The sequence below is a fragment of the Sulfuricurvum sp. MLSB genome, assembly GCF_000747095.1.
In the GTDB taxonomy this organism is placed as follows: Bacteria; Campylobacterota; Campylobacteria; order Campylobacterales; family Sulfurimonadaceae; genus Sulfuricurvum.
This window is the reverse complement of sequence record NZ_JQGL01000017.1, coordinates 1-23,054: the sequence shown is the minus strand read 5'-3', so window position 1 is coordinate 23,054 and position 23,054 is coordinate 1. Positions and strand designations below refer to the sequence as shown.

At 52.9% G+C, this 23,054-nt stretch carries 23 protein-coding genes and 4 tRNA genes; 16 read left to right on the top strand and 11 right to left on the bottom strand.

Annotated elements, in window-relative coordinates; all coding sequences use genetic code 11:
• Position 1: 1 nt before the first annotated feature.
• The 8 genes from asnB to pglF are packed head-to-tail and all read left to right on the top strand — an operon-like array spanning position 2 to position 9,990.
• Positions 2-1,810: an asparagine synthase (glutamine-hydrolyzing) gene (gene asnB, locus JU82_RS02275; RefSeq protein ID WP_294892011.1), complete on the top strand. Its 1,809-nt coding sequence runs from the start codon at positions 2-4 to the stop codon at positions 1,808-1,810.
• Complete coding sequence (locus JU82_RS02270; protein WP_294892010.1) at positions 1,791-2,921, top strand: glycosyltransferase family 4 protein; 1,131 nt, start codon at positions 1,791-1,793, stop codon at positions 2,919-2,921. The genes asnB and JU82_RS02270 overlap by 20 nt, the downstream gene beginning before the upstream one ends.
• Positions 2,921-3,421, top strand: a complete 501-nt coding sequence (locus JU82_RS02265; protein ID WP_037946031.1) for an acyltransferase — start codon at positions 2,921-2,923, stop codon at positions 3,419-3,421. Before JU82_RS02270 ends, JU82_RS02265 begins: the two co-directional genes overlap by 1 nt.
• A complete protein-coding gene (locus JU82_RS02260; protein ID WP_037946029.1) occupies positions 3,418-4,416 on the top strand; it encodes a glycosyltransferase family 2 protein in 999 nt (332 codons plus the stop codon). Before JU82_RS02265 ends, JU82_RS02260 begins: the two co-directional genes overlap by 4 nt.
• Complete coding sequence (locus JU82_RS02255; protein WP_037946026.1) at positions 4,416-6,509, top strand: STT3 domain-containing protein; 2,094 nt, start codon at positions 4,416-4,418, stop codon at positions 6,507-6,509. Before JU82_RS02260 ends, JU82_RS02255 begins: the two co-directional genes overlap by 1 nt.
• The gene (locus tag JU82_RS02250) at positions 6,510-7,106 is read left to right on the top strand and encodes a sugar transferase (RefSeq protein WP_294892009.1); all 597 of its coding nucleotides are present in this window, start codon (positions 6,510-6,512) and stop codon (positions 7,104-7,106) included. It abuts the gene before it with no gap.
• Positions 7,103-8,209, top strand: a complete 1,107-nt coding sequence (gene pglE / locus JU82_RS02245) for a UDP-N-acetylbacillosamine transaminase (protein WP_037946024.1) — start codon at positions 7,103-7,105, stop codon at positions 8,207-8,209. The genes JU82_RS02250 and pglE overlap by 4 nt, the downstream gene beginning before the upstream one ends.
• 5 nt (positions 8,210-8,214) lie before the next feature.
• Positions 8,215-9,990, top strand: coding sequence for a UDP-N-acetylglucosamine 4,6-dehydratase (configuration-retaining) (gene pglF, locus JU82_RS02240; RefSeq protein ID WP_037946097.1), 1,776 nt, complete (start codon positions 8,215-8,217; stop codon positions 9,988-9,990).
• A 47-nt stretch (positions 9,991-10,037) separates the two neighbouring features.
• Here pglF and ilvD read toward each other — a convergent pair whose 3' ends face one another.
• The gene (gene ilvD / locus JU82_RS02235) at positions 10,038-11,726 is read right to left on the bottom strand and encodes a dihydroxy-acid dehydratase (protein WP_037946022.1); all 1,689 of its coding nucleotides are present in this window, start codon (positions 11,724-11,726) and stop codon (positions 10,038-10,040) included.
• A gap of 151 nt (positions 11,727-11,877) precedes the next feature.
• Between ilvD and JU82_RS02230 the strand changes: the two genes are divergently transcribed.
• The 4 genes from JU82_RS02230 to JU82_RS02215 all read left to right on the top strand — a co-directional run bounded on the left by JU82_RS02230 (position 11,878) and on the right by JU82_RS02215 (position 12,289).
• Positions 11,878-11,952, top strand: a tRNA-Gly gene (locus JU82_RS02230).
• A 61-nt stretch (positions 11,953-12,013) separates the two neighbouring features.
• Positions 12,014-12,100: transfer RNA gene (locus JU82_RS02225), tRNA-Leu, on the top strand.
• Between the two features lie 5 nt (positions 12,101-12,105).
• Positions 12,106-12,179: transfer RNA gene (locus tag JU82_RS02220), tRNA-Cys, on the top strand.
• Positions 12,180-12,201: 22 nt separating this feature from the next.
• Positions 12,202-12,289, top strand: a tRNA-Ser gene (locus JU82_RS02215).
• Positions 12,290-12,365: 76 nt separating this feature from the next.
• Here the strand turns inward: JU82_RS02215 and JU82_RS02210 are convergent.
• The gene (locus JU82_RS02210) at positions 12,366-12,776 is read right to left on the bottom strand and encodes a hypothetical protein (protein ID WP_037946020.1); all 411 of its coding nucleotides are present in this window, start codon (positions 12,774-12,776) and stop codon (positions 12,366-12,368) included.
• 131 nt (positions 12,777-12,907) lie between these two features.
• Between JU82_RS02210 and JU82_RS02205 the strand changes: the two genes are divergently transcribed.
• Positions 12,908-13,144, top strand: a complete 237-nt coding sequence (locus tag JU82_RS02205) for a CDGSH iron-sulfur domain-containing protein (RefSeq protein WP_037946018.1) — start codon at positions 12,908-12,910, stop codon at positions 13,142-13,144.
• Here the strand turns inward: JU82_RS02205 and JU82_RS02200 are convergent.
• Positions 13,141-14,028 (bottom strand): AEC family transporter, encoded by an 888-nt coding sequence (locus JU82_RS02200; RefSeq protein ID WP_294892008.1) that lies wholly within the window; start codon positions 14,026-14,028, stop codon positions 13,141-13,143. The genes JU82_RS02205 and JU82_RS02200 overlap by 4 nt on opposite strands.
• A gap of 71 nt (positions 14,029-14,099) precedes the next feature.
• On the opposite strand from JU82_RS02200, the gene JU82_RS02195 reads away from it, so the two are divergent.
• On the top strand, positions 14,100-15,014 hold the full coding sequence (locus tag JU82_RS02195; RefSeq protein ID WP_294892007.1) for an MBL fold metallo-hydrolase: 915 nt from the start codon (positions 14,100-14,102) through the stop codon (positions 15,012-15,014).
• On the opposite strand, the gene JU82_RS02190 is transcribed toward JU82_RS02195, so the two are convergent.
• The 7 genes from JU82_RS02190 to JU82_RS02160 form a co-directional block, all read right to left on the bottom strand.
• The gene (locus JU82_RS02190) at positions 14,975-15,502 is read right to left on the bottom strand and encodes a YceI family protein (protein WP_037946014.1); all 528 of its coding nucleotides are present in this window, start codon (positions 15,500-15,502) and stop codon (positions 14,975-14,977) included. The two genes, JU82_RS02195 and JU82_RS02190, sit on opposite strands and share 40 nt — an antisense overlap.
• Entirely contained in the window at positions 15,499-16,455 is a 957-nt protein-coding gene (locus JU82_RS02185; RefSeq protein ID WP_037946011.1) for a hypothetical protein, read from the bottom strand. Before JU82_RS02185 ends, JU82_RS02190 begins: the two co-directional genes overlap by 4 nt.
• Entirely contained in the window at positions 16,452-17,852 is a 1,401-nt protein-coding gene (locus tag JU82_RS02180) for a hypothetical protein (protein ID WP_294892006.1), read from the bottom strand. Before JU82_RS02180 ends, JU82_RS02185 begins: the two co-directional genes overlap by 4 nt.
• A 68-nt stretch (positions 17,853-17,920) precedes the next feature.
• The gene (locus tag JU82_RS02175; protein ID WP_037946009.1) at positions 17,921-18,553 is read right to left on the bottom strand and encodes an ATP-binding cassette domain-containing protein; all 633 of its coding nucleotides are present in this window, start codon (positions 18,551-18,553) and stop codon (positions 17,921-17,923) included.
• Positions 18,550-19,629 carry an FtsX-like permease family protein gene (locus JU82_RS02170; protein WP_037946007.1) on the bottom strand — a complete coding sequence of 360 codons (1,080 nt, stop codon included), beginning with the start codon at positions 19,627-19,629 and terminating at the stop codon, positions 18,550-18,552. Before JU82_RS02170 ends, JU82_RS02175 begins: the two co-directional genes overlap by 4 nt.
• The gene (locus tag JU82_RS02165) at positions 19,626-20,084 is read right to left on the bottom strand and encodes a hypothetical protein (RefSeq protein WP_294892005.1); all 459 of its coding nucleotides are present in this window, start codon (positions 20,082-20,084) and stop codon (positions 19,626-19,628) included. The genes JU82_RS02170 and JU82_RS02165 overlap by 4 nt, the downstream gene beginning before the upstream one ends.
• A 67-nt stretch (positions 20,085-20,151) precedes the next feature.
• Positions 20,152-21,267: a hypothetical protein gene (locus JU82_RS02160; protein ID WP_037946005.1), complete on the bottom strand. Its 1,116-nt coding sequence runs from the start codon at positions 21,265-21,267 to the stop codon at positions 20,152-20,154.
• 127 nt (positions 21,268-21,394) lie between these two features.
• On the opposite strand from JU82_RS02160, the gene JU82_RS02155 reads away from it, so the two are divergent.
• Together JU82_RS02155 and JU82_RS02150 are read left to right on the top strand one after the other, a co-directional pair.
• Entirely contained in the window at positions 21,395-21,985 is a 591-nt protein-coding gene (locus JU82_RS02155; RefSeq protein WP_037946003.1) for a hypothetical protein, read from the top strand.
• Positions 21,982-22,866, top strand: a complete 885-nt coding sequence (locus tag JU82_RS02150; RefSeq protein ID WP_037946001.1) for a hypothetical protein — start codon at positions 21,982-21,984, stop codon at positions 22,864-22,866. Before JU82_RS02155 ends, JU82_RS02150 begins: the two co-directional genes overlap by 4 nt.
• Positions 22,867-22,887: 21 nt before the next feature.
• On the opposite strand, the gene JU82_RS12200 is transcribed toward JU82_RS02150, so the two are convergent.
• On the bottom strand, positions 22,888-23,054 hold a 167-nt coding region (locus JU82_RS12200; protein WP_366921366.1), incomplete at its 5' end, for an OmpA family protein.

Below are 23,054 nucleotides of genomic sequence, written 5' to 3'. Positions count from 1 at the left end.
TATGTGTGGAATTAGCGGAATTATCGACAGAAACAATACTCCGGTTTCCTCCGAGGAGATCGGGTCCATGAACGGGCTGATCCGCCACAGGGGGCCTGATGACGAGGGGTTCTTTCTGGAAAAAAACGTTGCCCTCGGCCACCGGAGACTCTCGATCCTCGACCTCAGCCCTGAGGGACACCAGCCCATGCACCGCTCCCAGCGCTACGTCATCGTCTACAACGGAGAAGTCTACAATTACCTCGAATTGCGCGAAGAGCTTATTGACGATGGGTATTCGTTCACCTCCCATACCGACACTGAAGTAATCCTGGCGGCATACGAACACTGGGGGGAGGCGTGCGTTTCGCACTTCAACGGAATGTGGGCCTTCGCCCTCTACGACCGTGAAAAAGAGACTCTCTTCTGCAGTCGCGACCGCTTCGGGGTCAAGCCGTTTTATTATACGCAGACCCCCGAACGGTTCGCCTTTGGCTCGGAGATCAAACAGCTCTTCCCTTTTCTGGACGAGCGGAAAGTCAATACGAAAATCCTGATGGACTACCTGGTGCTGAGCTACGAAGAGCACACCGACGAGACATTTTTTGAGGGGGTCTTCAAACTCCTCCCGTCGCACAATCTCCTCTACGATCTCAAAACGGGGGAATTTACCCTGCGGCGCTATTACGCAATCACGGTTGATGAGAAACTCGGCGCACTGGAGGAAGAAGAAGCGGTCCGCACCTATGCCGCTACTCTCGAAGACGCCGTCAAAATCCGTCTCCGCTCCGACGTCAGAGTGGGAACCTGCCTCAGCGGCGGACTCGACAGCTCAAGCGTCGCCGCAATCGCCGCAAAAATGTACAATACTACCGAACGCTCACTGAACGCCATCCATGCCAAATCGACCGAAGCCGCCAGCGACGAAAGCCGGTGGGCTAAAAAAGTCGCCGACCACTGCGCCTTGAAACTAAGCGTCATCGAACCGGATGCTAACGCATTCCGCGAATGCCTCGAAAACGTGATTCGTATTCAGGAGGAACCTTTCGGAAGCCCCTCGATCGTCATGCAGTACCTTGTCTTCGAGGAAGCGAACCGGCTCGGCTGCAAAGTAATGCTCGACGGCCAGGGCGGAGACGAAACTCTCATGGGATACGAACGCTACCTCCCCGCCTATCTCCTGAGCCTCAAAGGTTCCGAGAAAATCCGGGGGTTCTGGCTGAGTTTCCGGCATTCCAAACTGACCGTATGGAAACTGCTCCAGTATTTCGTCTATTTCACGAACGCGTCGATCCGGCTATGGCGGCTCAAAAAGAAGTTGTCATTCATCAAACCCGAGTATTTCGGCCATCTCAGCCTAGACACCCTCCGCGATTCGGCCCGAAACTATGGTAACATTCTGGGATTGCAGCTTCTGGAAATCACCTCCACTCAACTGCCCCATCTTCTCAAATACGAAGACAAAAACTCGATGTCCCATTCGATCGAGGCTAGGTTACCGTTCGTGGACTATCGGAACGTCGAGAATGCTCTTGCGATCCGCAACGAGCTGAAAATCCGCGACGGTTGGACGAAATACCTGCTGCGCAGAGGGGTCGAAAAGTTCCTCCCCTCGGATGTCGTATGGCGCAGGGACAAAATCGGGTTCGAGGCTCCTACGGCGACATGGCTCAAACAACTCGCGCCGACCATGGAAACATCGGTGCGCAACAGCCTGCTGCTCCGAAGCGTATGCGATCCGTATGACTATTCGAAACTGGACGCAAAAACAAAATGGAAACTTTTTAACATCGCCGAATGGGAGCGGATCTATGACATCAAAATTAATTAAAATCGCCCATTTAACGTCCGTCCATCCCCGCTACGACACCCGCATTTTCGTCAAAGAGTGTTCTTCTCTGGCCGAAATCGCCGAACACTCCGTTAGCCTCATCGTTGCCGACGGCCTTGGAGACGAAGTCAAGAACAACGTCGCCATCATCGATGCCGGTGCGCGAACGGGCGGCCGCCTCTCGCGTATTACCCGCACCGTAAGTGCCGTCTACGGCAAAGCGCTCGAACTGGACGCCGACGTATATCATCTGCACGACCCCGAACTCATGCCGATCGGTCTCAAACTCAAAAAACGGGGGAAAACGGTCATTTTCGACGCTCACGAAGACCTTCCCAAACAGATTCTTGGCAAACCCTACTTGAACAAAGCGGCCAAAATCATCCTCTCCAAAGCTTCCGAAATGTACGAGCGCTATGCATGTCGGCGCTTTGACGCCATCGTCACCGCAACGCCCTACATACGGGAAAAATTTTTACGGATCAATCCGCAGACGGTCGATATCAACAACTTTCCGATTCTCGGCGAGCTTTCCAACGACACTCCGTGGGATGTGAAAAAAAACGAAGTGTGTTACATCGGCGGCATCGCCAAAATCCGCGGTATCCTCGAAATCGTCGAAGCGATGAGCCATACGCGCAACGTGCGGCTAAATTTGGCGGGTTCGTTTGAGTCTTCACAGACACACCTTCTATCTTCCCGCACTCCCGGCTGGGATAAGGTCAACGAGCTCGGTTTTCTGGGGCGCGCCGGAATTGCCGATCTACTCAGCCGTTCCAAAGCAGGGCTGGTCACGCTGCACCCCACCCAAAACTACATGGACGCGCTGCCGGTCAAGATGTTCGAATACATGGCCGCCGGAATCCCCGTCATTGCCTCCGATTTTCCGCTGTGGCGCTCCATCGTCGAAACGGCCGAATGCGGAGTGCTGGTCGATCCGCTCGACCCGGACGATATCGCCAAAGCAATCGAGTATTTGATCACCCATCCCTATGAAGCGGAAAAAATGGGGCAAAACGGTAAAAAAGCGGTCATGGACATCTACAACTGGGAGTGCGAAAAACGTAAACTCTTCGCGCTTTATTCACAGCTTACCTCAAAGGGGGCATAATGTTTCTGGTCCGTCTTTTTTACACATACGTGCTGCGACGCACCCCGCCGTACTATACACGCTACCCGTTTTGGCTCATCCTCTGGAAACCGATCCGAAAGTTCATTAACGTGGCGGTGATCCCCGCAATCCCCTACAACACCCTGCGCATTCTGCTCTACCGCGCGATCGGGTTCAAAATCGGGAAAAACGTCTTTATCGGGATGAAATGCTATCTGGACGACATGGACCCCTCTTTGACCACAATCGGCGATAACGTCACGATCTCGTACGGGTGCTATTTCGCCTGCCACGGAAAAAATCAGGCCCATACGCCGATACTTATCGAAGAAGGGGCCTACATCGGGATGCGCTGCACGATTCTCTCAGGGCGGTCGGGGCTCGTCATCGGACGCGGAGCGATCATCGGCGCCGCCAGTCTCGTCAACCGCTCAATCCCCTCCGGAGCGACCGCCTACGGCGTTCCGGCCAAATCCGCTACAGGTTCTGAATCTCTATGAAAAAATTATCCGTTATTATCCCCTGCCGCAATGAAGAGCGCTACATCGCCAAATGCCTCGATTCGATCCTTTCTTCCACCTACCCCAAAGAAGCGATGGAGATACTCGTCGTCGACGGGATCAGCGATGATGCCACCCGGCGAATCGTAGGCGAATACGCGGCCGTACATCCCATCATCCGCCTTATCGACAATCCTGAGCGCGCTACTCCTCAGGCTTTGAATCTGGGAATCACACAAGGAGACGGGGAATTCATCGTCATCCTCTCGGCCCACGGAGACTATCCGCAAGACTATTTTGAAAAGCTGGTTACCGAATCGATCCGTCTGGACGCCGCGTGCACGGGCGGCGTTTTGAACACCCGTACCGTTTCCGATACCCCGACGGCCAACGCAATCATCAACGTCCTCGAAGACCGTCTCGGAACGGGAAGCCGTTTCCGCAGCGGCGCGGCAACCGTCGAAGAAGTCGATACCGTCGCGTTCGGCTGCTACCGCCGGGACGCTTTTGAGACGTTCGGACTCTTCGATGAACGGCTCATTCGCAATCAGGACATCGAACTCAACAAGCGGATTCTACGCGGCGGCGGAAAAATTTACCTGATCCCCGAGGTCACCTGCACCTATTATGCGCGCGAGACCTATGCGGGGCTTGCCCGAAACAACTACCAAAACGGCTACTGGAATATCCTCACCCCCTACTACACCCATACGCTCCGCTCATTAAGCCTGCGCCACTTCGTGCCGTTGCTGTTCGTACTGGGGCTGATCGTTCCGACGCTGCTTGCTCTGCTGTACCCGCCGTTTCTGTGTATCAGCGGCACATTACTGGGCATGTACCTTGGCATCATCGCCGTCCGATCCGCTCAGATCAAAAAAAATACAACGTGGCTTCACCAGATCGCCGCCTTCATCGTCTTGCACTTTAGCTACGGCTTTGGGGGCATTGGCGGTATAATAGCGCTCACAAAAAAAATCCTGTTTCGAGGCTCTTGATGAATTTTTCACTCCCGAATGAGCGGACCTCAACGCTTCACCTTATTCTCTTAATGGTTGTCGCCTACGCGTTCAGTGTCGCCATGCGGCTGATCTGGATCGACTGGGCCTCTGGGATGCCGGAGTTTTACTGGAATAATCAGCTGATGATCAACACCAATGACGGCTATTATTTCGCTACGGCGGCGCACAATGCACTGAGCCATATTTTTGACGCCAACCCTCGAATCGCAGAGCCGTGGAGCTCGGCGACCATAGCGCTCACGGCATTGCTTTCCAAAGTCTTTCCCCTTGAGAGCGTTGTTCTATACCTCCCCGTTTTCATCTCCTCGCTCGTCGTCGTCCCGCTGATTTTGATTGCGCGTCTTTTCAATGCCCCGTATTTCGGTTTTTTCTCCGCATTGCTGGCATCGATCGCGTGGAGCTACTATAACCGCACAATGGCGGGCTATTACGATACCGATATGTTCTCTGCCATGGCGCCGATGATGATCGTTTATTTCCTGATCGCCACCACGATGAAAGAGAATATCACATGGGCGCTGCTCAGTGCGTTTTCGATCATGTTCTACCCCTTTTTATACGATCAGGGGCTGTCCGTCATCTATGCGGTAAGCATCTTTTACATGGGATACATGCTGGTATTCCACCGCAAAGAGTCCTTTACCTATTATTCCATCGCGCTCCTGTCGGTTTCCCTCTTTTTAGTGCCGGTGTGGATCAAGATTGTCCTGATTGCCACACTCACCTTCCTTTATCAGCGCGGGATTCTCTCTATCCGCGTCCTGATCATCCTCGGGGCCGCCGCGTTTGCCGTCTTTTTGGTCAACGGCAACGTCGCTTCGCTGATATGGGCCAAAATCCTCAGCTACACTGCCAAAGGGACTGAAAGCGAAGGGCTCCACTTCTTTCAAGTAACCCAGACGGTTCGCGAAGCGGGGAAAATACCGTTTTCCGAAATCGCTAACCGTATCAGCGGAAGCATCCCTTTGCTGTTTGTCGCTTTCATCGGCTACATCGCCCTGGTTTTTCGGCACAAAGCGTTTGTTTTGACCCTTCCTCTTCTGGGAATCGGCCTCTTTTCCTTCTGGGGCGGATTGCGCTTTACTATCTACGCCGTTCCGGTCGCGGCGTTAGGCGCCGTCTATTTTCTTTATGTGATCACGGCAACCGCCGCATCGCTGAAAATCCGCTACGGCATCATTGTCGCATCGACGCTCATTTTCCTTTCCCCCCATATCGCCCACATTCTAGAGTACAAGGTTCCGACCGTAATGAGCGCGAAAGAAGTTTCCGCGCTCGAAAAATTCAAATCGCTCTCCGACTCCAAAGATTACACGGTTGCCTGGTGGGACTACGGGTATCCCCTGTGGTTTTACACTCACACCAATACGTTGATCGACGGAGGAAAGCACAATCATGATAATTTTATCGTCAGTGAGATTCTAACGACCTCTTCGCCGATAGAAGCGGCGCGCCTTGCCCGCATCGCCGTCGAAACGTATGTGTCTTCGGGATACAAAGAAATCGCGGACACCCTGTTCATAGGCCAAAACGGCGTTCCCAAGAACGTCAGCGACTACCTTGACACCCTTCGCTATGAAGAGTCCGTCGTGCTGCCGAAAAAGACCCGCGATGTCTATGTCTACCTCCCGTGGCGGATGATCGATATCCTCCCGACGATTACGTTGTTTAGCAATCTGGACCTCAATGCGCCCGACAACCGCCAACAGCCCTACATGTACAGCACCGCGTCCGTCCAGGACACCGGAAAAGCGCTGGATCTCGGCAACGGCATTACGGTATTGAAAGAAAAAAACATTCTGAAAATAGGGAATCAGGAGATTCCGATCAAAGAGTTTTATCAAGTCGGCTACGATCAGAACAATAAATTGCAGGTCAATCGGCAGCAATTCGCCTCCGAAGGGTTGAATATTGTTTATATGCCGAACTACGGACGCTTTATGGTTCTTGATGATTTTTACCTGAACTCGACGTATATCCAGATGTTCGTCTTTGAGCACTACGACAAAGATCTGTTCGAGCCGGTCATTCTCGATCCGATGACAAAAATTTACAAGCTCAAAATCTAAATGACATTACGCCAGAAAATTTGTAAACGCACCTTCGACATCATCGTGTCCCTGATCGGATTGTCTTTGACATGGTGGATCATCCTGATCGCCTTTGTCGTTGCGTCCGTCGAAACGCGCAGCAACGGCTTTTTTATTCAGATGCGCGTCGGACGGATGGGAAAATTGTTTCCGCTCATCAAGATCAAAACCATGCGGCCCATCGAAGATTTCTCAACGACGATCACCACGGCATACGATCCGCGCATTACCCGAAGCGGCGCGTTTTTCCGAAAAACGAAAATCGACGAACTCCCGCAACTCATCAACGTTGTCTTGGGACACATGAGTCTGGTCGGTCCGCGTCCGGACGTCAGCGGCTACACCGACACATTGACGGGTGACGACGCCGAAATTCTGACGCTTCGTCCGGGGATTACGGGGCCGGCGACGCTGAAATACAAGGATGAAGAGAACATTCTTGCATCGCAGGACGACCCAAAACGCTATAATGACGAAATTATTTGGCCCGATAAAGTCCGCCTCAACCGCCGGTATATTCACGAATGGTCGTTTATGGGGGATATCGGTTATCTGTGGAGGACCGTATTTTCATGAAATCCCGCCTTTTTCTTTCTCCGCCGCACATGAGCGGCCGCGAACAGACCTACGTCGCAGAGGCGTTTGAGAGCAATTACATCGCTCCTCTTGGGCCGATGGTCGACCGGTTCGAACAAAGTATCCGCGACTATACGAAAGCGCCTCATGTTCTCGCACTCTCCAGTGCCACCGCCGCCATTCATCTGGCATTGCGGGTACTGGGAATCGGCAAAGGCGATATCGTCCTGGCCTCCTCGTTTACGTTCATCGGTTCGATCGCTCCCATTTTGTATCAGGATGCGACGCCGTTTTTCATCGACAGCGATGAGCGCAGCTGGAATCTTGATCCCGATCTTCTCGAAAAAGCGATTGCGGCCTCCCCCAAAAAGCCAAAAGCACTGATCCTGACCCATCTTTACGGCCAGTGCGCGGACATCGGCCGTATCGCTCAGATCTGCGACCGTCACGGAATTTTTCTGATCGAAGATGCCGCCGAAAGCCTCGGAGCGATTTATGAGGGAAAACAAAGCGGAACGTACGGAATCTTCGGCGCCTACAGTTTCAACGGCAACAAAATCCTCACCACTTCGGGCGGCGGCATGCTCGTATCGGCGAACAAAACGTTCATCGACAAAGCCCGCTTTTATTCGACGCAGGCGCGTGACGATGCCCCCCATTACGAACATACCGACTTCGGCTACAACTACCGGATGAGCAATATCATCGCCGCCATCGGCGTCGGCCAGATGGAAGTTCTGGACGAGCGGATCGCAGCGCGGCGGCAGGTTTTTGACTGGTACCGCGAGGAGTTGGCCGATATCGGCGAAATCACGTTTATGCCTGAACTCCCGAACAGTCGAGGGAACCGCTGGCTAAGCACATTGACCTTCGAGCGCACCGATCCCAAACGCGTCCGCCTTGCTCTTGAAGCCGAAAACATCGAAAGCCGCCCTCTGTGGAAACCGATGCACTTGCAACCGCTGTTCAACGGCGCCTTGCACATCGAAAACGGCACTTCACAAATGCTTTTCGAAAAAGGGCTGTGCCTCCCCAGCGGTACCCGCATGAACCGCGGAGACGTATCGCGGGTATGCACGATTCTCAGACAGGTTCTTGCGTGAGTACGATGCTTCGCCCCACCGGCGCCAAACGGATCGCTTTTTTTGTCGTATCCGATATTCTTCTCTCCTTTATAACGCTTTATGGCGCCTATCTGCTCCGATTCAATTTCGATATCCCGACAAAATTTCTAGACCCTTTTTGCACGGTGGCTATTACCCTGATCGCACTGAAAATCGTGTTCATTTACGCCTTTAAAAACTACCGCGTCATCTGGCGTTTTTACGGACTCCCCGAAGGGAAAAAACTCGTTTACGCACTCTTTGGCGCGTACGCGGCCATGTCGCTGATCTACGTCGCACTGCCCGATCTATTTGCCCCGTTTCCCCGAAGCGTCATTATTATCGATTTAATCCTTTCGATTATTTTTCTGGGGGGATTGCGTCTGCTGAAGCGGCTGATCTTCGGTTTCGGTTCACATCATGCCAACGTACAACCGACTCTGATCGTCGGCATATCGCCCAATACCGCAAACCTGATCAAAAGTGCGCTGGAAGGCTCCATCCCCTACTATCCCGTTGCCGTCGTCTCGCTCCAGCCGAAAAACCGCCACATGATCGGCTCTACCGTTCAGAACCTCAAAATCATCGGAACCGAACATCTGGGCGAAACGGTCCGCGAGCGCGAAATCACCGCCGCTATCATCGACGGCGAGCTTCCCAATGAGGATTTCCGTCAGGCCTATCAACTTCTCAGCGAAGCGGGGATCAAAGAGATCAAACGTTCCGCCCTCCTTGCCGACGGAGCCGAAACGATCACTCCACTGTCGGTGGAAGAGCTCCTTGCCCGCCACCCCAAAGACCTTGACACCGCGACCATCGGCGCCTTCATCGAAAACAAAACCGTCCTTATCACCGGAGGAGGCGGAAGCATCGGGAGCGAAATCGCACTGCAGTGCCGCCGTTTCGGCGCGGCGCGGCTTGTCTTGATCGACAACAGCGAATACAACCTTTATCAGGTCGGCGAAAAACTCCCAGAAGCGGCACTGCATCTGTGCAGCATTACCGAGCGTGAAACGCTCAATGCGATCTTTTCCTCCGAGCGCCCCGATATTGTGATCCATGCGGCGGCCTTCAAACACGTTCCGTTGTGCGAGGCCAACCCTCATGCAGCGGTGATGAACAACGTTATCGGTTCGCGCACCCTGATCGATTGTGCCATCGGACATGACGTCCCCAAAATCGTCATCATCTCGACCGACAAGGCAGTCCGCCCTACCAACGTCATGGGAGCCACCAAACGGGTCGTCGAACTCTATGCCCAAAACGTCGATCCCAAAAACAGCGAGATCGTTTCCGTCCGCTTTGGCAATGTATTGGGTTCCAGCGGAAGCGTTATTCCCAAATTCAAATCGCAAATCGAATCGGGAGGTCCGATTACGATCACTCACCCCGACATCACCCGCTATTTCATGCTGATCAGCGAAGCGTGCCAGTTGGTGTTGCAAGCGGCCGCCATTGCACGGGGCGGAGAACTCTTTATCCTCGATATGGGTCAGCCGGTTCAGATCCGCACTCTGGCAGAGACGATGATCCGCCTCTACGCTACCCGCCCCGTGGAAATTGTCTATACGGGATTGCGCCCGGGTGAAAAACTTTACGAAGAGCTTTTGATCGACGAAAGCGAACGAAAAACGGCGTTTGAATCGATTATGATTGCCCGTTCGACCGCGTACCCGATCGACGAACTGCGCAACGATATCGACGCATTGGCGCAGACGGAAAATGTTGTTGAAGGGTTGAGAAGAATCGTGCCGGAGTTTGCGCACGCCAAAAACACCTAAAAACGTACAGAAAAACAATCTGCCTCGACAGAGGCAAGCTGCAGTATTTATAGTTCTGTTTTCAGAGCCGCACCGTTGGAAGCGTTGGAAACGAGGAGACTGTAGCGTTTGAGCCATTTGGAAGGGATCTCTTTTTGGATCGGTTTCCAGTGGAGGCGACGCTGTTCGAGCACTTCGTAGCTGACATTGAGCTGCAGCAGGTGCGCATCGACGTCGATCTCGATTTCGTCGCCGTTTTCGATCAGCGCGATCAGACCGCCCTCCGCTGCTTCAGGGCTGACATGCCCGATAGAAGCTCCGCGGGTTGCACCCGAAAAACGGCCGTCGGTGATCAACGCAACGCTCTCGCCCAGCCCCATACCCATGATCAGGGCTGTAGGAGCAAGCATTTCCTGCATCCCCGGACCACCCTTCGGACCTTCGTAACGGATAACGACGACGTCGCCCGCTTTGACCTTGTGGCCCACGATTCCCGCAATCGCTTCTTGCTGCGAATTGAAGCACACCGCGCTTCCTTTGAACTGCCGCATGCTCGGAGCGATCCCCGCCGTTTTGACGACGGCACCCTCTTCGGCGAGATTCCCGAACAAAATCGACAGACCGCCGACTGGAGAGTAGGCATTTTCATTCGTGTGGATGATGTTGGGATCTTTGATCACGGCGTCTTTGATCCGCTCTCCGATCGTCTCGCCCGTGACCGTCATCGCATCGGTGTGGAGGATTCCGCCGCGTCGGCTGACTTCTTTCATAACGGCGTTAACGCCGCCTGCACGGTTGATGTCGTCCATATGAACAGTTGATAGCGACGGAGAGATTTTCGCGATGTGGGCGACATTCTCGCTGATTTTATTGATCTGGGTGATGTCGAACTCGACTCCCGCTTCTTTGGCGATGCTCAACATATGCAGAACCGTATTCGAGCTTCCCCCCATCGCCATATCGACGACGAATGCGTTGTGAACCGCTTTTTCGTTCAGGATATTGCGCATGTTCCATTTGGCGCTATTTTCGTCTTTGACCATCTCGACGATACGGCGGGCCGCCGTTTTGACCATCTCGATCCGCTCAGGCGTCATCGCCAAAACGGTGCCGTTACCCGGCAAAGCCACACCCATCGCTTCACACAGCGTATTCATCGAGTTCGCGGTAAACATCCCCGAACAGCTCCCGCCGCTCGGACACGCTTCGCACTCGATCTCGTACAGCTCTTCGTCGGACATTTTGCCATCGGCATGTTTGCCGACGGCTTCGAACGCCGTGGCAAGGTCGATCGGAGTACCGTCTTTCTTGTGCCCCGCCTTCATCGGACCGCCCGAGACGAAGATCGTCGGAACATTCACGCGCAATGCGCCCATCAGCATCCCCGGAACGATCTTGTCGCAGTTGGGAATGCAGATGAGTCCGTCAAGCTTATGGGCATTCATCACCGTCTCGATCGAATCGGCGATCAGTTCGCGGCTCGGAAGAGAGTAGAGCATCCCGTCGTGCCCCATTGCGATCCCGTCATCGACGCCGATCGTGTTGAACTCGAACGGCACGCCGCCTGCTTCGCGGATCGCTTCTTTCACGATACGGCCGTATTCCTGAAGGAAAAAGTGTCCCGGAATGATGTCAATGTGGGAGTTTGCCACCCCGATGAAAGGTTTGTTAAAATCCTCGTCTTTGAGCCCCGTCGCGCGCAAAAGGCTGCGGTGCGGAGTCTTGTCAAATCCTCTTTTGATAGTATCACTACGCATAGGATTCCTTTTTGATCATAATGTTTAAATAGCGCGATTATACCGCACCGATGCTCTAAAAACCTTGTCCCCTGTCAAAAAACCAAAAAAAAATCTCCGACCTCTTTACACGCCCAAAATTTTTTGCTATACTTCCAGTCCACAAAAAGATGCGGGAATAGCTCAGTGGTAGAGCACAACCTTGCCAAGGTTGGGGTCGCGAGTTCGAACCTCGTTTCCCGCTCCATAACCCTAGTTGAAACATTGTATCGTCAATGTTTGAACTGGGGTATTTTTTTGTGTCAGTTGCCCGGATGGCGAAATCGGTAGACGCAAGGGACTTAAAATCCCTCGGTGGTAACACTGTGCCGGTTCAAGTCCGGCTTCGGGCACCATAAACGGCGGCATAGCCAAGTGGTAAGGCATGGGCCTGCAAAGCCCTGATCCCCGGTTCGAATCCGGGTGCCGCCTCCACTATAAAATACACTCAATTTACGGGCAGATGGCAGAGCGGTTGAATGCACCGGTCTTGAAAACCGGCGACTGTAACAGGTCCCTGAGTTCGAATCTCAGTCTGCCCGCCACTTACTTTTAAATCTTCCACAAAAAACACTTCCAAAATAAAATTTTGTTCTGTTCATGCATCTGTTTAGCGATTTTTTAATTTTCGATTATTTGTTCCGTTTCGATTCGGTGATAGGGGCTTTTTCGGATTTCGGCGAGAATCTGTTCCAGTCGGCGCAACACAATTTTAGGAGATTTCGAGACGTCGAAAGAATCCAGCGCGATAAAACTGGTGTGGTTGTTGAAATGCTTGTCCAGACTATAGAGAAGATTTTGCGCCGCTTTGTACGCGTTGTCTTGTGTGGTAAATGAGAAAACGATCAGATAGTGGTGTTCATCGATCTGCATCAGCTGATCGGAGAGCCTGATATACTTTGCCAACTCTACGACACTGATCGGTTCTTCGTGATACAGCAACGCGAACGTTGCGTACAATTGAAATCTTTCATAGGTGTAATACGTCTTTTTGATAAGAGCGCTAACTTCGTTTACACTATCGTAACCCATTATCTACCTACAAAATGATTTTAAAGATATTGGAATTATAGCTTATCATTGATTATAAATTTTAGTAATGGGGAATGTTGCCGCCAAAAACGTGATATGATACTTGCTTATACTGCTTAAAGGAGTATGTCATGGACACCAAGTTCCAGAACGAACCGTTTAAAGCATCCTTGGACGCCAATGTCGAATACGCGTACTGCACGTGCGGCCTGTCCGAAAGCTTCCCGTTTTGTGACGGAAGCCACGAAGGAACCGGGAAAACACCGATCAAATTCTCCGTCGACGTCGATACCGACAAATGGCTCTGCCGCTGCGGCCGCTCGGGACGTAAACCCTACTGCGACGGATCGCATCAGCAGGTGCCCTAAAGCAGCCTCTCCATCAGATACGCGATCAGCGGCAGCGTGACGAGCGAGACGACAATCCCATACCCCACCAACGCCGCGCTGAGTGCCGGGGCAAATCCGGACGCGATCGCAAGCGCTCCGGCCGTTATCATCGCGGGCATTCCCGATTCCAGCACCCCTGTTTTGAGCGCCGGCAGATCCGTGCCTAATGCGGCTAAAATACCGAATGCAATCAGCGGCATCACAAGCAGTTTCAGCCCCAGCGCTTTCATAAAGAGGGGATAATCGATTTCTCCGCCGAACTTGAGCGAATAGCCCACCGATACGAGTGCCAGAGGCACCAGTGTAGAGGAAAGCGTCTGAAGATAAGGCTGTGCAGCCTGCGGCATCTCCCCCCACCCCAGAGCAAACAGCAGAATCAAAAACGGCGGAAAGAGAAGCAGTTTTTTCAAGATCAGCCGTTTGTGAAAAATGCCGCTTTCATAACGGGCGATTACCGCGCTGCCGTACAGGGAGAGCATCAAAAACGTCCCGAACTGATCGTACATCAGTACGTAGGGGATGGCACCTTCTCCCAGCAGTGTATGGACGATCGGAATTCCGACAAACGACGTATTCCCCAACGGAACGACAAGCAGCAGCGCCGCCCTGACATGAAGCGGATGGTTTCGGGTCATGGCAATAACGATTCCCGCCATAATCGGCAGCAGCAGCCACGGCACGATAACCACCCCGAGTGCGGAGAGATCGAAATGGATTTTCGGGACCTGCAGAAGTACGGTTGCGGGGAGCGAGACGTAGATGACGAAAAAATTGAGGCTTTTGGAAAAATCGGCGGGGGCGGGAGCCTTTTGAAGCAGCACACCGATCAACAGCAATCCGATGATAAATGCAAACTGTTCCATTCCCATCCCTTTTTTAGGCGAATACTAATCCTTTCCCCCTTTTGGTACAATAAAAAAAAGAAAGGGGTTTTATGCTCGATCGCTACACGTCGCCGAAAATCAGATTACGCACCATTTTGCGATGGCAGCTCTCGAAGCGTTTGGCGGCGCAGCGCCCTGATGAAAAACCCTTGCCGATCGAGTATCAAAACGCCCTTCCGGAGGGGGAATACGCTCTGTGGCTTGGGCATGCGTCGCTGTGGCTGGGTATCGGCGGCACAACGGTCGCCATCGATCCCGTACTGGGGGGTATTCCGATGTACGCCCGTCATACTCCTCTGCCGCTGCCGCGAGAAGAGCTTCGCGCCGACCTGATCCTCATCACCCATGCCCATTACGACCATTTCGACAAACCTTCCGTACTGGAACTGTTAAAGCGAAATCCCGAAACGATCATTGTTGCGCCGCAGGGGTTTTGGCGATATTTAAAAGGGCATATTGCACGGGAAAGGTGTTTTGAGCTGGAATGGTGGGAATCGGTCATGGCCCGAGGACTTTTTATCACCCTCGTCCCCGCCAGACACTGGAGCAAACGCACCCCTTTTGACACGAACAAAGCTCTCTGGGGCGGATACGTGATCCAAAACGAAGAGCATACGCTCTTCCATGCGGGGGACAGCGCATACGGAGAGCATTTTGCGGAGATTGCGGAGCGGTTTGCGATTGACGAAGCGTTTTTGCCGATCGGAGCCTACCGCCCCGAAGCGATCATGCAGCCCAACCACCTCAATCCGCCCGAAGCGATACGGGCGTTTAACGATCTGGGGGCAAAGACGCTGATCCCGATCCATTACGGAACCTTCCGTCTCTCCGACGAACCGCTCGATGAGCCGCCGGAGTGGTTTCATGAGCTGATCCGGCGTAGCGAAACTCCCTCGGCGGCCCGAATGCTCCGAATCGGAGAAGTTTATCGTTTCAGTACGACGTCGACATTCAGATCAACCTGATCGCGCACGACCAAAAAGACCATTTTAGGAGGCTGGATACCGAACTCGGACATTTTCATAACACTTTTGGCTTTGATGCGGACTTTGCCCGCCTCTTCGGCGACGGTTCCCTCAAAACTCATCGGTTTGGCGACACCGTGAAGATTCATCGTCCCTTTGAGGATATAATTGTCACCGCCTTTTGCAACAACCTCTTTGATATCGAACGACGCTTTTGGGAATTTATCGGACTCCATCGTCTCGTACATATTGGTATCGCGCTTTTTGTTATCGCTGATAAAATCGACGATATTCACATCGATACTGCCGCGCAATGATGAAGGTTCCGTCTCCATTGTCAATCGCGAATGGGCTTTTTTGAACACCGGATCAATCGAACTGTCACCGAATACTTCGGTATGAGCTTTAATCACTCCCGAGTCAAAACCGAGATTTCCTGCATACAATGATGCGGCCAGCACAATGGCTCCCAACGCTAATTTTTTCATATTCTAAATCTCCTCATAATAAATGGATAAACAAGGGCAAAAAGCCCCAACACCGCTGCGGCAATCCATAGCTGATGACTTAATGCGACGCCGTTAGCCGCCGATGCGGCGATCCAGCCGACTCCGACCATCGACAGAGCAATAAGACGTACATCCCGCATCCCGATCAGCTTTTGAAATAGCAACACATTATAGTACGAAATGACTATCGGATAGGCAACCGAGAGAAAAATCGGCTCCTTGACCCAATACAGCAGATAGCTCACCGTAAACAGCAGCCAGATGACGCGGGTCTGCGAGAGAAGCTCATGTCCGTATCGATAGGCCAAAAAGACGCCAAACAGATGCGACGTCACAATCAGAAGCGTATACTCGCTCCAGATATCCATGTCGCCGGACCGGCTCAGCGTTTCAAATAGCGCCGAATCGGCAAAAATCCAGAGCATCATCACCGCGACACTCTGCCAGTCAAATTCTCTGACTTCGGGGCGGGGGACCGTCCCAAGCCGTGCAAAGCGAAGCGCAACAACCGATATGAGCGGCAAAATCACGGCGATGATATCGCGCTCAGCGAAAGGATAGCTGTAAAATGCCGTTCCGAGGGCATACGAAATCCCAAGCCCTATCGCAAGCTGCACCTTTCCCTGCGAACCGAATACGTACAGCATCAGCGGAGTCGTATACCCGACGACAAAACCCAACGCCAAAAGCATTCCCAACGAATAATTGGGATAAAGCCATGAAATGATGATCTGCGCTCCAAAAAGAAAATAAAGCTCCTGCCGAATCTCGCGATGACGCCAATACGCGCTTAAAAGCGCTCCGATTACTCCGCCGATCGGGAGGGTAAACAGATCATGGATGTGCGAATCGAATGCCCCGACGACCCCCGTCTGGGCAATCAGGAGGTAATACAGCATCTGGGAACTTAAAACGATGACGAGAAAATTCACGCGCGCCCCCGTAAAAAGAGCCAATACACAAGGGCAAACATACCGTCATACAAAGCGACCAGCAGGGCAATTCCGTCCAGCGTTCCGGCCATATACAGCGCGGCAAAAACCGAAGCGCACACGGCGCGAATCTGCGCGCTGAGGCCGGCAAAACGCTCAGAATCGCCGTGCAATCCCGCCCAATGAGCCAACCCCGTCCCAATCATAAAGGCGAAAACAACGTACTCGTACGTTCCGCTGAAATGAAATCCGAGCTGTTCGAAAAGGATTCCTCCGGCTATCAGAAGTACGATGCCGCCTCCGGCATCGCTGGCAAAACCGATCCCGTGATAGAGCTTCAGCGGCGTATCAAAGCGCAGTGCGATCCGCTCATAGAGAATTGCCGATACCATAAGCAACATGACACCGCCGGCAATCGCACGGATGAGCAGCAACGGCTCGATACTCCCCGCGATCAATCCCGCTTCGATCAATCCGGCGATACTCAGCACTCCCGCCATTACCGCCATCAGCGCCGTCCACGCAAGCGCGTGAATACGGCGGAAGAAATGGGGAAGCAGATGATGGGCGATGGCCAACGCCATAAACGCGACTCCCAGCCCCATTGCGATATGCGCATGCCCCACAACAAGGTCATTGCGGTGAATCAGAGTGCGCAACTCGGGGATAAAGAGGATGTTCCCCTCCACATCGACGAATACGAACGCGGCTATCGAGAGGATCAGATACGGATTGCGCGCAAAGCTCACCCCGGCATCCCGCAGCCACACCCACAACAGCGGCAGATACAGCAGGGTCAGGTACTGGAAGAACCACTCCTCATTGTAGCTGAGAGGGTGAAAAAAGTTTCGGATAACAAGCGAAAGGGCATAACCCGAAAGCGGAACGATCCACAGCCAATGCCATCGGGGGACAAACGGTTTCTCTGCGCTAAGTTTGATAAGCAGGTAATAAATCGGAATGAGGGTAAAACTCATCCCCAGCGTGTTGTCCCCGTGCGGTCCGATGAGACTCTTTTCCACCTGCCCGTACTGGGGGTTCATCAAAACCACCAGTGCAATGGGTGCCGCGATCACGGCTGCCAGCGAAACATTGACCCACAGCGGACGCTTTTCGTAACGGCGAAGTGCGTCGATAAGGGCCAGCAGATAAAAGACGCCGCTGAACGCCAAAAGGAAGTTGAGCTCGTAGGGGAAATCGTAAAACGGCAAGCCCCGAATATTCCCGAAAAGGATCGCCATGCTCATAAAAAGCAAAAAGAGGTTCCACACGACAAAATAGCGGCGCAGATGGGCTACGCCCGCTTCGCTCAGCACCCCCTCTTTTTCGAACAGCGCAAACGGCAGCAGCGACAGCAGCAGCGGAAAGAACCCGTACAGCATCAGCGAGATGTGCAAAGAGCGTGCGCGCTCGGGCGAGAGGAGTGTCTGCGAGTAGAAGCCAGACCAGTAAAAGAGGGAGTTCGTCAGTGATGAATTTTTTTAACAATTCCGTCCTCCATTTCGATGATCGTGTCGGCAAAATCGGCAATCTTCTTGTCGTGCGAAGCGACGATAAAACCCGTTCCGCTGTTTGAAAATTCCCGGAAGAGCTCATACACCCCCAACGCATTTTTCGTGTCCAGATTCCCCGTCGGCTCGTCAGCAAAGACGACGGAGGGATGGTTGATGAGCGCGCGGGCGATCGCCGCGCGCTGGCGTTCTCCGCCGGAGACTTCATCGCTGTATCGGCTTCCCAGACGCCCGATGCCCAACCTCTCCATCAGCGGATCGATCCCCTCGGGTGCGAGCGCCGCCAACGCGACGTTTTCACGAAGACTCAGATAGGAGATCAGATAATGAAACTGAAAGACAAATCCGATATTACGGCGGCGGAAAAGGTCGATGTTCCCCAGCTCGGCAAGCGCTTTGCCGTCATACGTGACCGTCCCTCCCGTCGGCTGAAGGAGAGTGGAAAGGATCGAGAGAAGGGTCGTTTTTCCGCTTCCGCTCTCGCCGATAATCGCCGTAAAACCTGACGAAGGGATCGAGAGGTCAACGCCGCGCAGAATATGTTCGGCTCCGTAATAGTGCTCCAGAGCGTGTGCTTCGATTTTCATGCGCCCCCCCTCTGTATCAAGCTCATCGGATCAATACGCGAGGCATACACCGCAGGCAAAAGCGTCCCTACCAGAGCCATCACTACCGAAACGATAAATACTTTCAGCAGCAATGCCGCCGTGATTTCACCGTTGATGTACCCTTGAAATTTCTCGGCATGTTCGATGAGTTCCAGTACCCCTTCCGAAAGTCCCCATGCGACGAAAAAAGCCGCCAGAGCGATAATCAGCGTCTCCCAGAGAAGTTTAGCGATGATGGCCCCCGAAGAGAGGCCGATGGAACGCATGATTCCGAACTCGGCTTTGCGGTCGTTGACCACCATGCTCATCATGCTGACAATCCCCAGAATCCCCATTAAAAACGCCATCGCTCCGATGACGTCGGAGCTGGTCTGGATGATTTTGAACTGATTGTACGAATCAATGAAACTCTCGGTCGTTTTCGCTTCGATCTGGGAATTCAGCGCATTGACCTTCGCAACGATTGCGTCACTCTGACCCAAATCGTTCAAACTGATCAAAAAGATCGAAGCGCTTTTATGAAACAGTTTTCCCGCATCCTCCAACGGCATGACCACCCCGCCGTCTTCAAATCCGATCCTACTTTTAAAAACGCCGCTGACGGTAAACGTCTGTTTGGAGAGAACAATCGTTTCGGGGTGCTTCAGCGTTTCGTAGATCTTTGATCCCAGCATGACCTCGCGTGTTTTGGGATAGCTTCCCTGCTTAAGAGTATAGCTTTTAAAGCGGTTATCACTCACCCCGTAGATGCCGACGATGGGAAGCGGGTCAACGGGTGCGGCACCCAAGATCAGAGCGCTTACTTCTTTGACCCCTTCCATAGCGGCAATGGTGGTTGTCATGGAGCGGTTGATGTCGCTGAAAAAGGTATCGGCGATCCCCTTTTGGGTGACGATGATGTCGCCGTCGGTTTTGAGCATCGCGCTGTACATGCTCACAACCCCGCCCGATATTGCGCTGATCAGAAAAATCGCCGCAATGGAGACGGTCATACTCAGAAAAATCAGGGCTGTTTTAAAGCGGTTTTTGCGCAGAGCTTTAACAGGAGTGATCACTGCTCAATCGCCTGTTTCAATTCAGACGCGGTAGAGATGAATTCCACTTTGGTCAAGAAGTTGCCCCGGAATTTCATAATCGTGATTTTTCCGTCTTCGCCGGGAAATCGCAATCCCTGCTCCTCATCCTGAATCAGTAAAACGGTGTGGGGGTATTTGCGCATTTTGGGCAACGCGAAACTTTCGGTGATAAATTTGGGCATCTGGCTGATGTCGGCGACGAAAGCCGTTTTATTCTTGGCAAGATACCCTTTATCCTGTGCGGCGAGGTATTCGTTGACCGTAGCGCCGGTCCCTTTTTCAAACGCCATAATAAGCGTTTTCGGCATCGCTTTGAGCGCATGTTTCTTGCCGAACTGGTCAGTCAGATCGAGCGGCATGACCGACTGTCCGACTTTGTAGGGAGCGGCACACAGCGCAATCGCGGCACACAATAGAATGATAACCTTTTTCATAATCAACCCTTATATTTTAAACGTGCTGAAAGTATAAAGGAAAAAAGGATAATTAATGATAAACGAGCTATTTATGCCGAATCGTACCGATCAGTTTCTCAAGCCGGTCATGCTGGTCGATGTTCAGCACAAATTCATTCCCCATCATCTTGTCCAGATGATTCATTTCCGTGAGCGTGATCCCGAAAGGATCTTTTTTGACGATTTTGCTTACCCCGTTCACGACGGTCACATTATCAAGCTTCTTTGCCGAATGACGGACGAAATAGGTGAGAAAGTATCCTCCGCTGTGGTCTTTTTCGATCGCGACGACGGCGCGGGCCGCATTGCTCGATTCGCTTACCGCACCCGGAGCGATGCGCTTGAAATCTTCTATGCTCACATACCCTATGTACACTTTCGTGTAAATATCGTGATAGCGCTGGGTCGAACCGCGGCGAAAAAATTCGACGTCGAGAGGGTCTTTGCCGCGAAGTGAGCGCAGCATCCACGATAAGGTCGCATAGTATTTGAACGATGCCGTTTTGATCTCTTCGGCGTGGGCTATTTTTTTGCTCTCGACACGACGCATCGGCTCTCTTGGGGCATTGGTGCTGAGACGCTCAAGGATATGGCGGGCGCTGTAGGGTTTGGTGAGCCATACCGACGCGTAATCGGGAAGTTCGGATGTCCCCGTTGCCCCTTCATTGAGCACCAGAACCGCTTTGACCTTGTAACGGGGAAACAGCACTTCCAGCAACGCCCGTTTTTTACGGAGCCGTTTTTTCAGGTTGCTGACCGATTTGACGAGGGTCATTTCAACGAAATAGAGTTCTTTGTCAGTAAACAAAAGGCCGTCGAATTCTCCGATCTCTTTATGGCGGGCGCGGTAGATAATCTGCCCTTTCCAGCTGACCGAGAGTGCGTCGCTCTGCGCACGGGTGCGATGCTTGTGGGGGCCTTTGATGATAAAGCTCTTGATTTTCGGCTCATTGGCCGCATACCGCAGCAGCTTTTCGTAGATGTAGTTTTCGTACACTTCCCCCTCGAACGAGCGGTACGCGCTGATATACCCCTCATCCTCCATACTCAGCCCTTTGGCCTCTAACGAAAGGAGATGATCGGTATTATAATCATAGTACAGAAGGTTGTCGCCGAGTTCTTCGTCCCCTTCGGGGATAACGGTTTCATTGATCGTGAGCATAATATACTTTTTGGTACGGATTAAGGTACCATTACTGACACCCACTATAATTGTACCTTATTTTCGGTACGAATAGGGCAAAGAGACCCTAACGCAAATCTAAACAGACACATGCTATACTCATTTCATGCAACGACACACTGAAGAACAGATCCGCGCCCAATTCGTCACCTCGCTGATGGAATATTTCAAGATCGAGGAGGATATCAACCTCCGCGCGCATGTAGCCGATCTCGTCCGAACCATCCATCCCTCGCAGTACCGCGAGTTCTTCCGCCGCCTTTCCGCAGGGGGAATGGCGTTTAAAAACGGATTCGAAAAAATCGCCAAAGTCGCGGCGGAATTCGAAGACGAATCGCTTACCCCGATCGAACAGGAAGCGCGCGAACGCACCGATAAACTCTACCATTTGATGTACGATCTGCGCCGTGACATCACCCTCACGCGCGATAGTGAAAAAAGTGCGCTGGAACGATTCGAAGAGATCCGTTTTACCTCGATCCGCCGCGCGGGCGAAGAACAGCCCCTATTGGATCAAACCGACGTCAATGTCGTCAAAGCGCTCGGAAAGCGGTGGATATACGATTACGTCTCTTTGGACCGGGGACTTTTCGAAGCGCGGGTAATGAGCGAATATACGAATGAAATTCTCCGCCGTGAACGCTCGAAAACCGAGTCCATCGCCGCACCGCTCAAAGCACGGCTCCTGAAATCATGATCTCGCTTCCCGTTTTCCTGATCGACCGCGACGATCTGAGCCTGCTGGAAAGGGCCATCCTTCCCCTCATTGCCCGTCATACCCAACGATGGGGTGAGAAACCCGGAGAAGTCGAAGCTTCCGTTCTCGCCGCTGCGCTGCGCCACAGCCCGCGAGAAGTCGTTGAAGCGCTCGATTCGCTTGTCAAAAAAGGGGTTCTTGCTTCGGCACGCCGAAAAACACCCGAAGGGATGATGGTACGTTACACCTTTGCCCCCGTTCAGATGCCGGACGTTCCCGCAGCGGCTGCCGCACCGACCGAATACATCGACAGCAACTACTATCTCAACCTCTCCAACGGCGCGTTCGAGGAACTCCATGCCTTCGCGCTGGAGCTGTGCGACCGCGAAGGGTTGCGCCGCGACGTATTTGACGATTTCAACCTCTACCAGCGTTCCCAAAACCGCCGTTCGTTCGACTGGTGCGCCGAATTCGAGCGGTGGGCGCGCAAAGAATCCGCATCTAATGCCCCCTCCGTCATTTCAGCTCAAAACCTCACGGACGCCAGACCCTCAAGCGAAGAATTCGAAACGGCGCAGTATTTCATCCGGCGCCTTGCCTCGATCGATCCGCAGTTCGAGGAACCCTTCGACGTCATGAGCTGGGCCAAGCAGATCAAAATCCTGATCGACGTTCACGGCTATACGCTGATGGATATCAAAGGGGTCATCGACTGGCTTTTCAGTGTCAAAGGCGACTGGTTCCGTCCGAACGTCCCCGATGCCTACCACTTGCGCAAACACTTCAAGCGCCTTGTCGCCTACACCCGCTCGCACCGCGACGGGAAAACACGCTTGCCCGATGATATCGATCTGTTTGATTTGTATGAGCAGCTCCCCTGATACGGGGAGAAGAGAAAGAGATTAGCGCAGGACGAACTCGATGCGGCGATTTTTCGAGCGTCCCTCTTCGGTATCATTGGGAGCGACCGGATTGAGAGCGCCCAACCCCTTGACCGTGATGCGCGACGCATCGATTCCCTGTGAAACAAGGTACTCGGCAACGATTTTACCGCGTGCTTCGGAGAGAA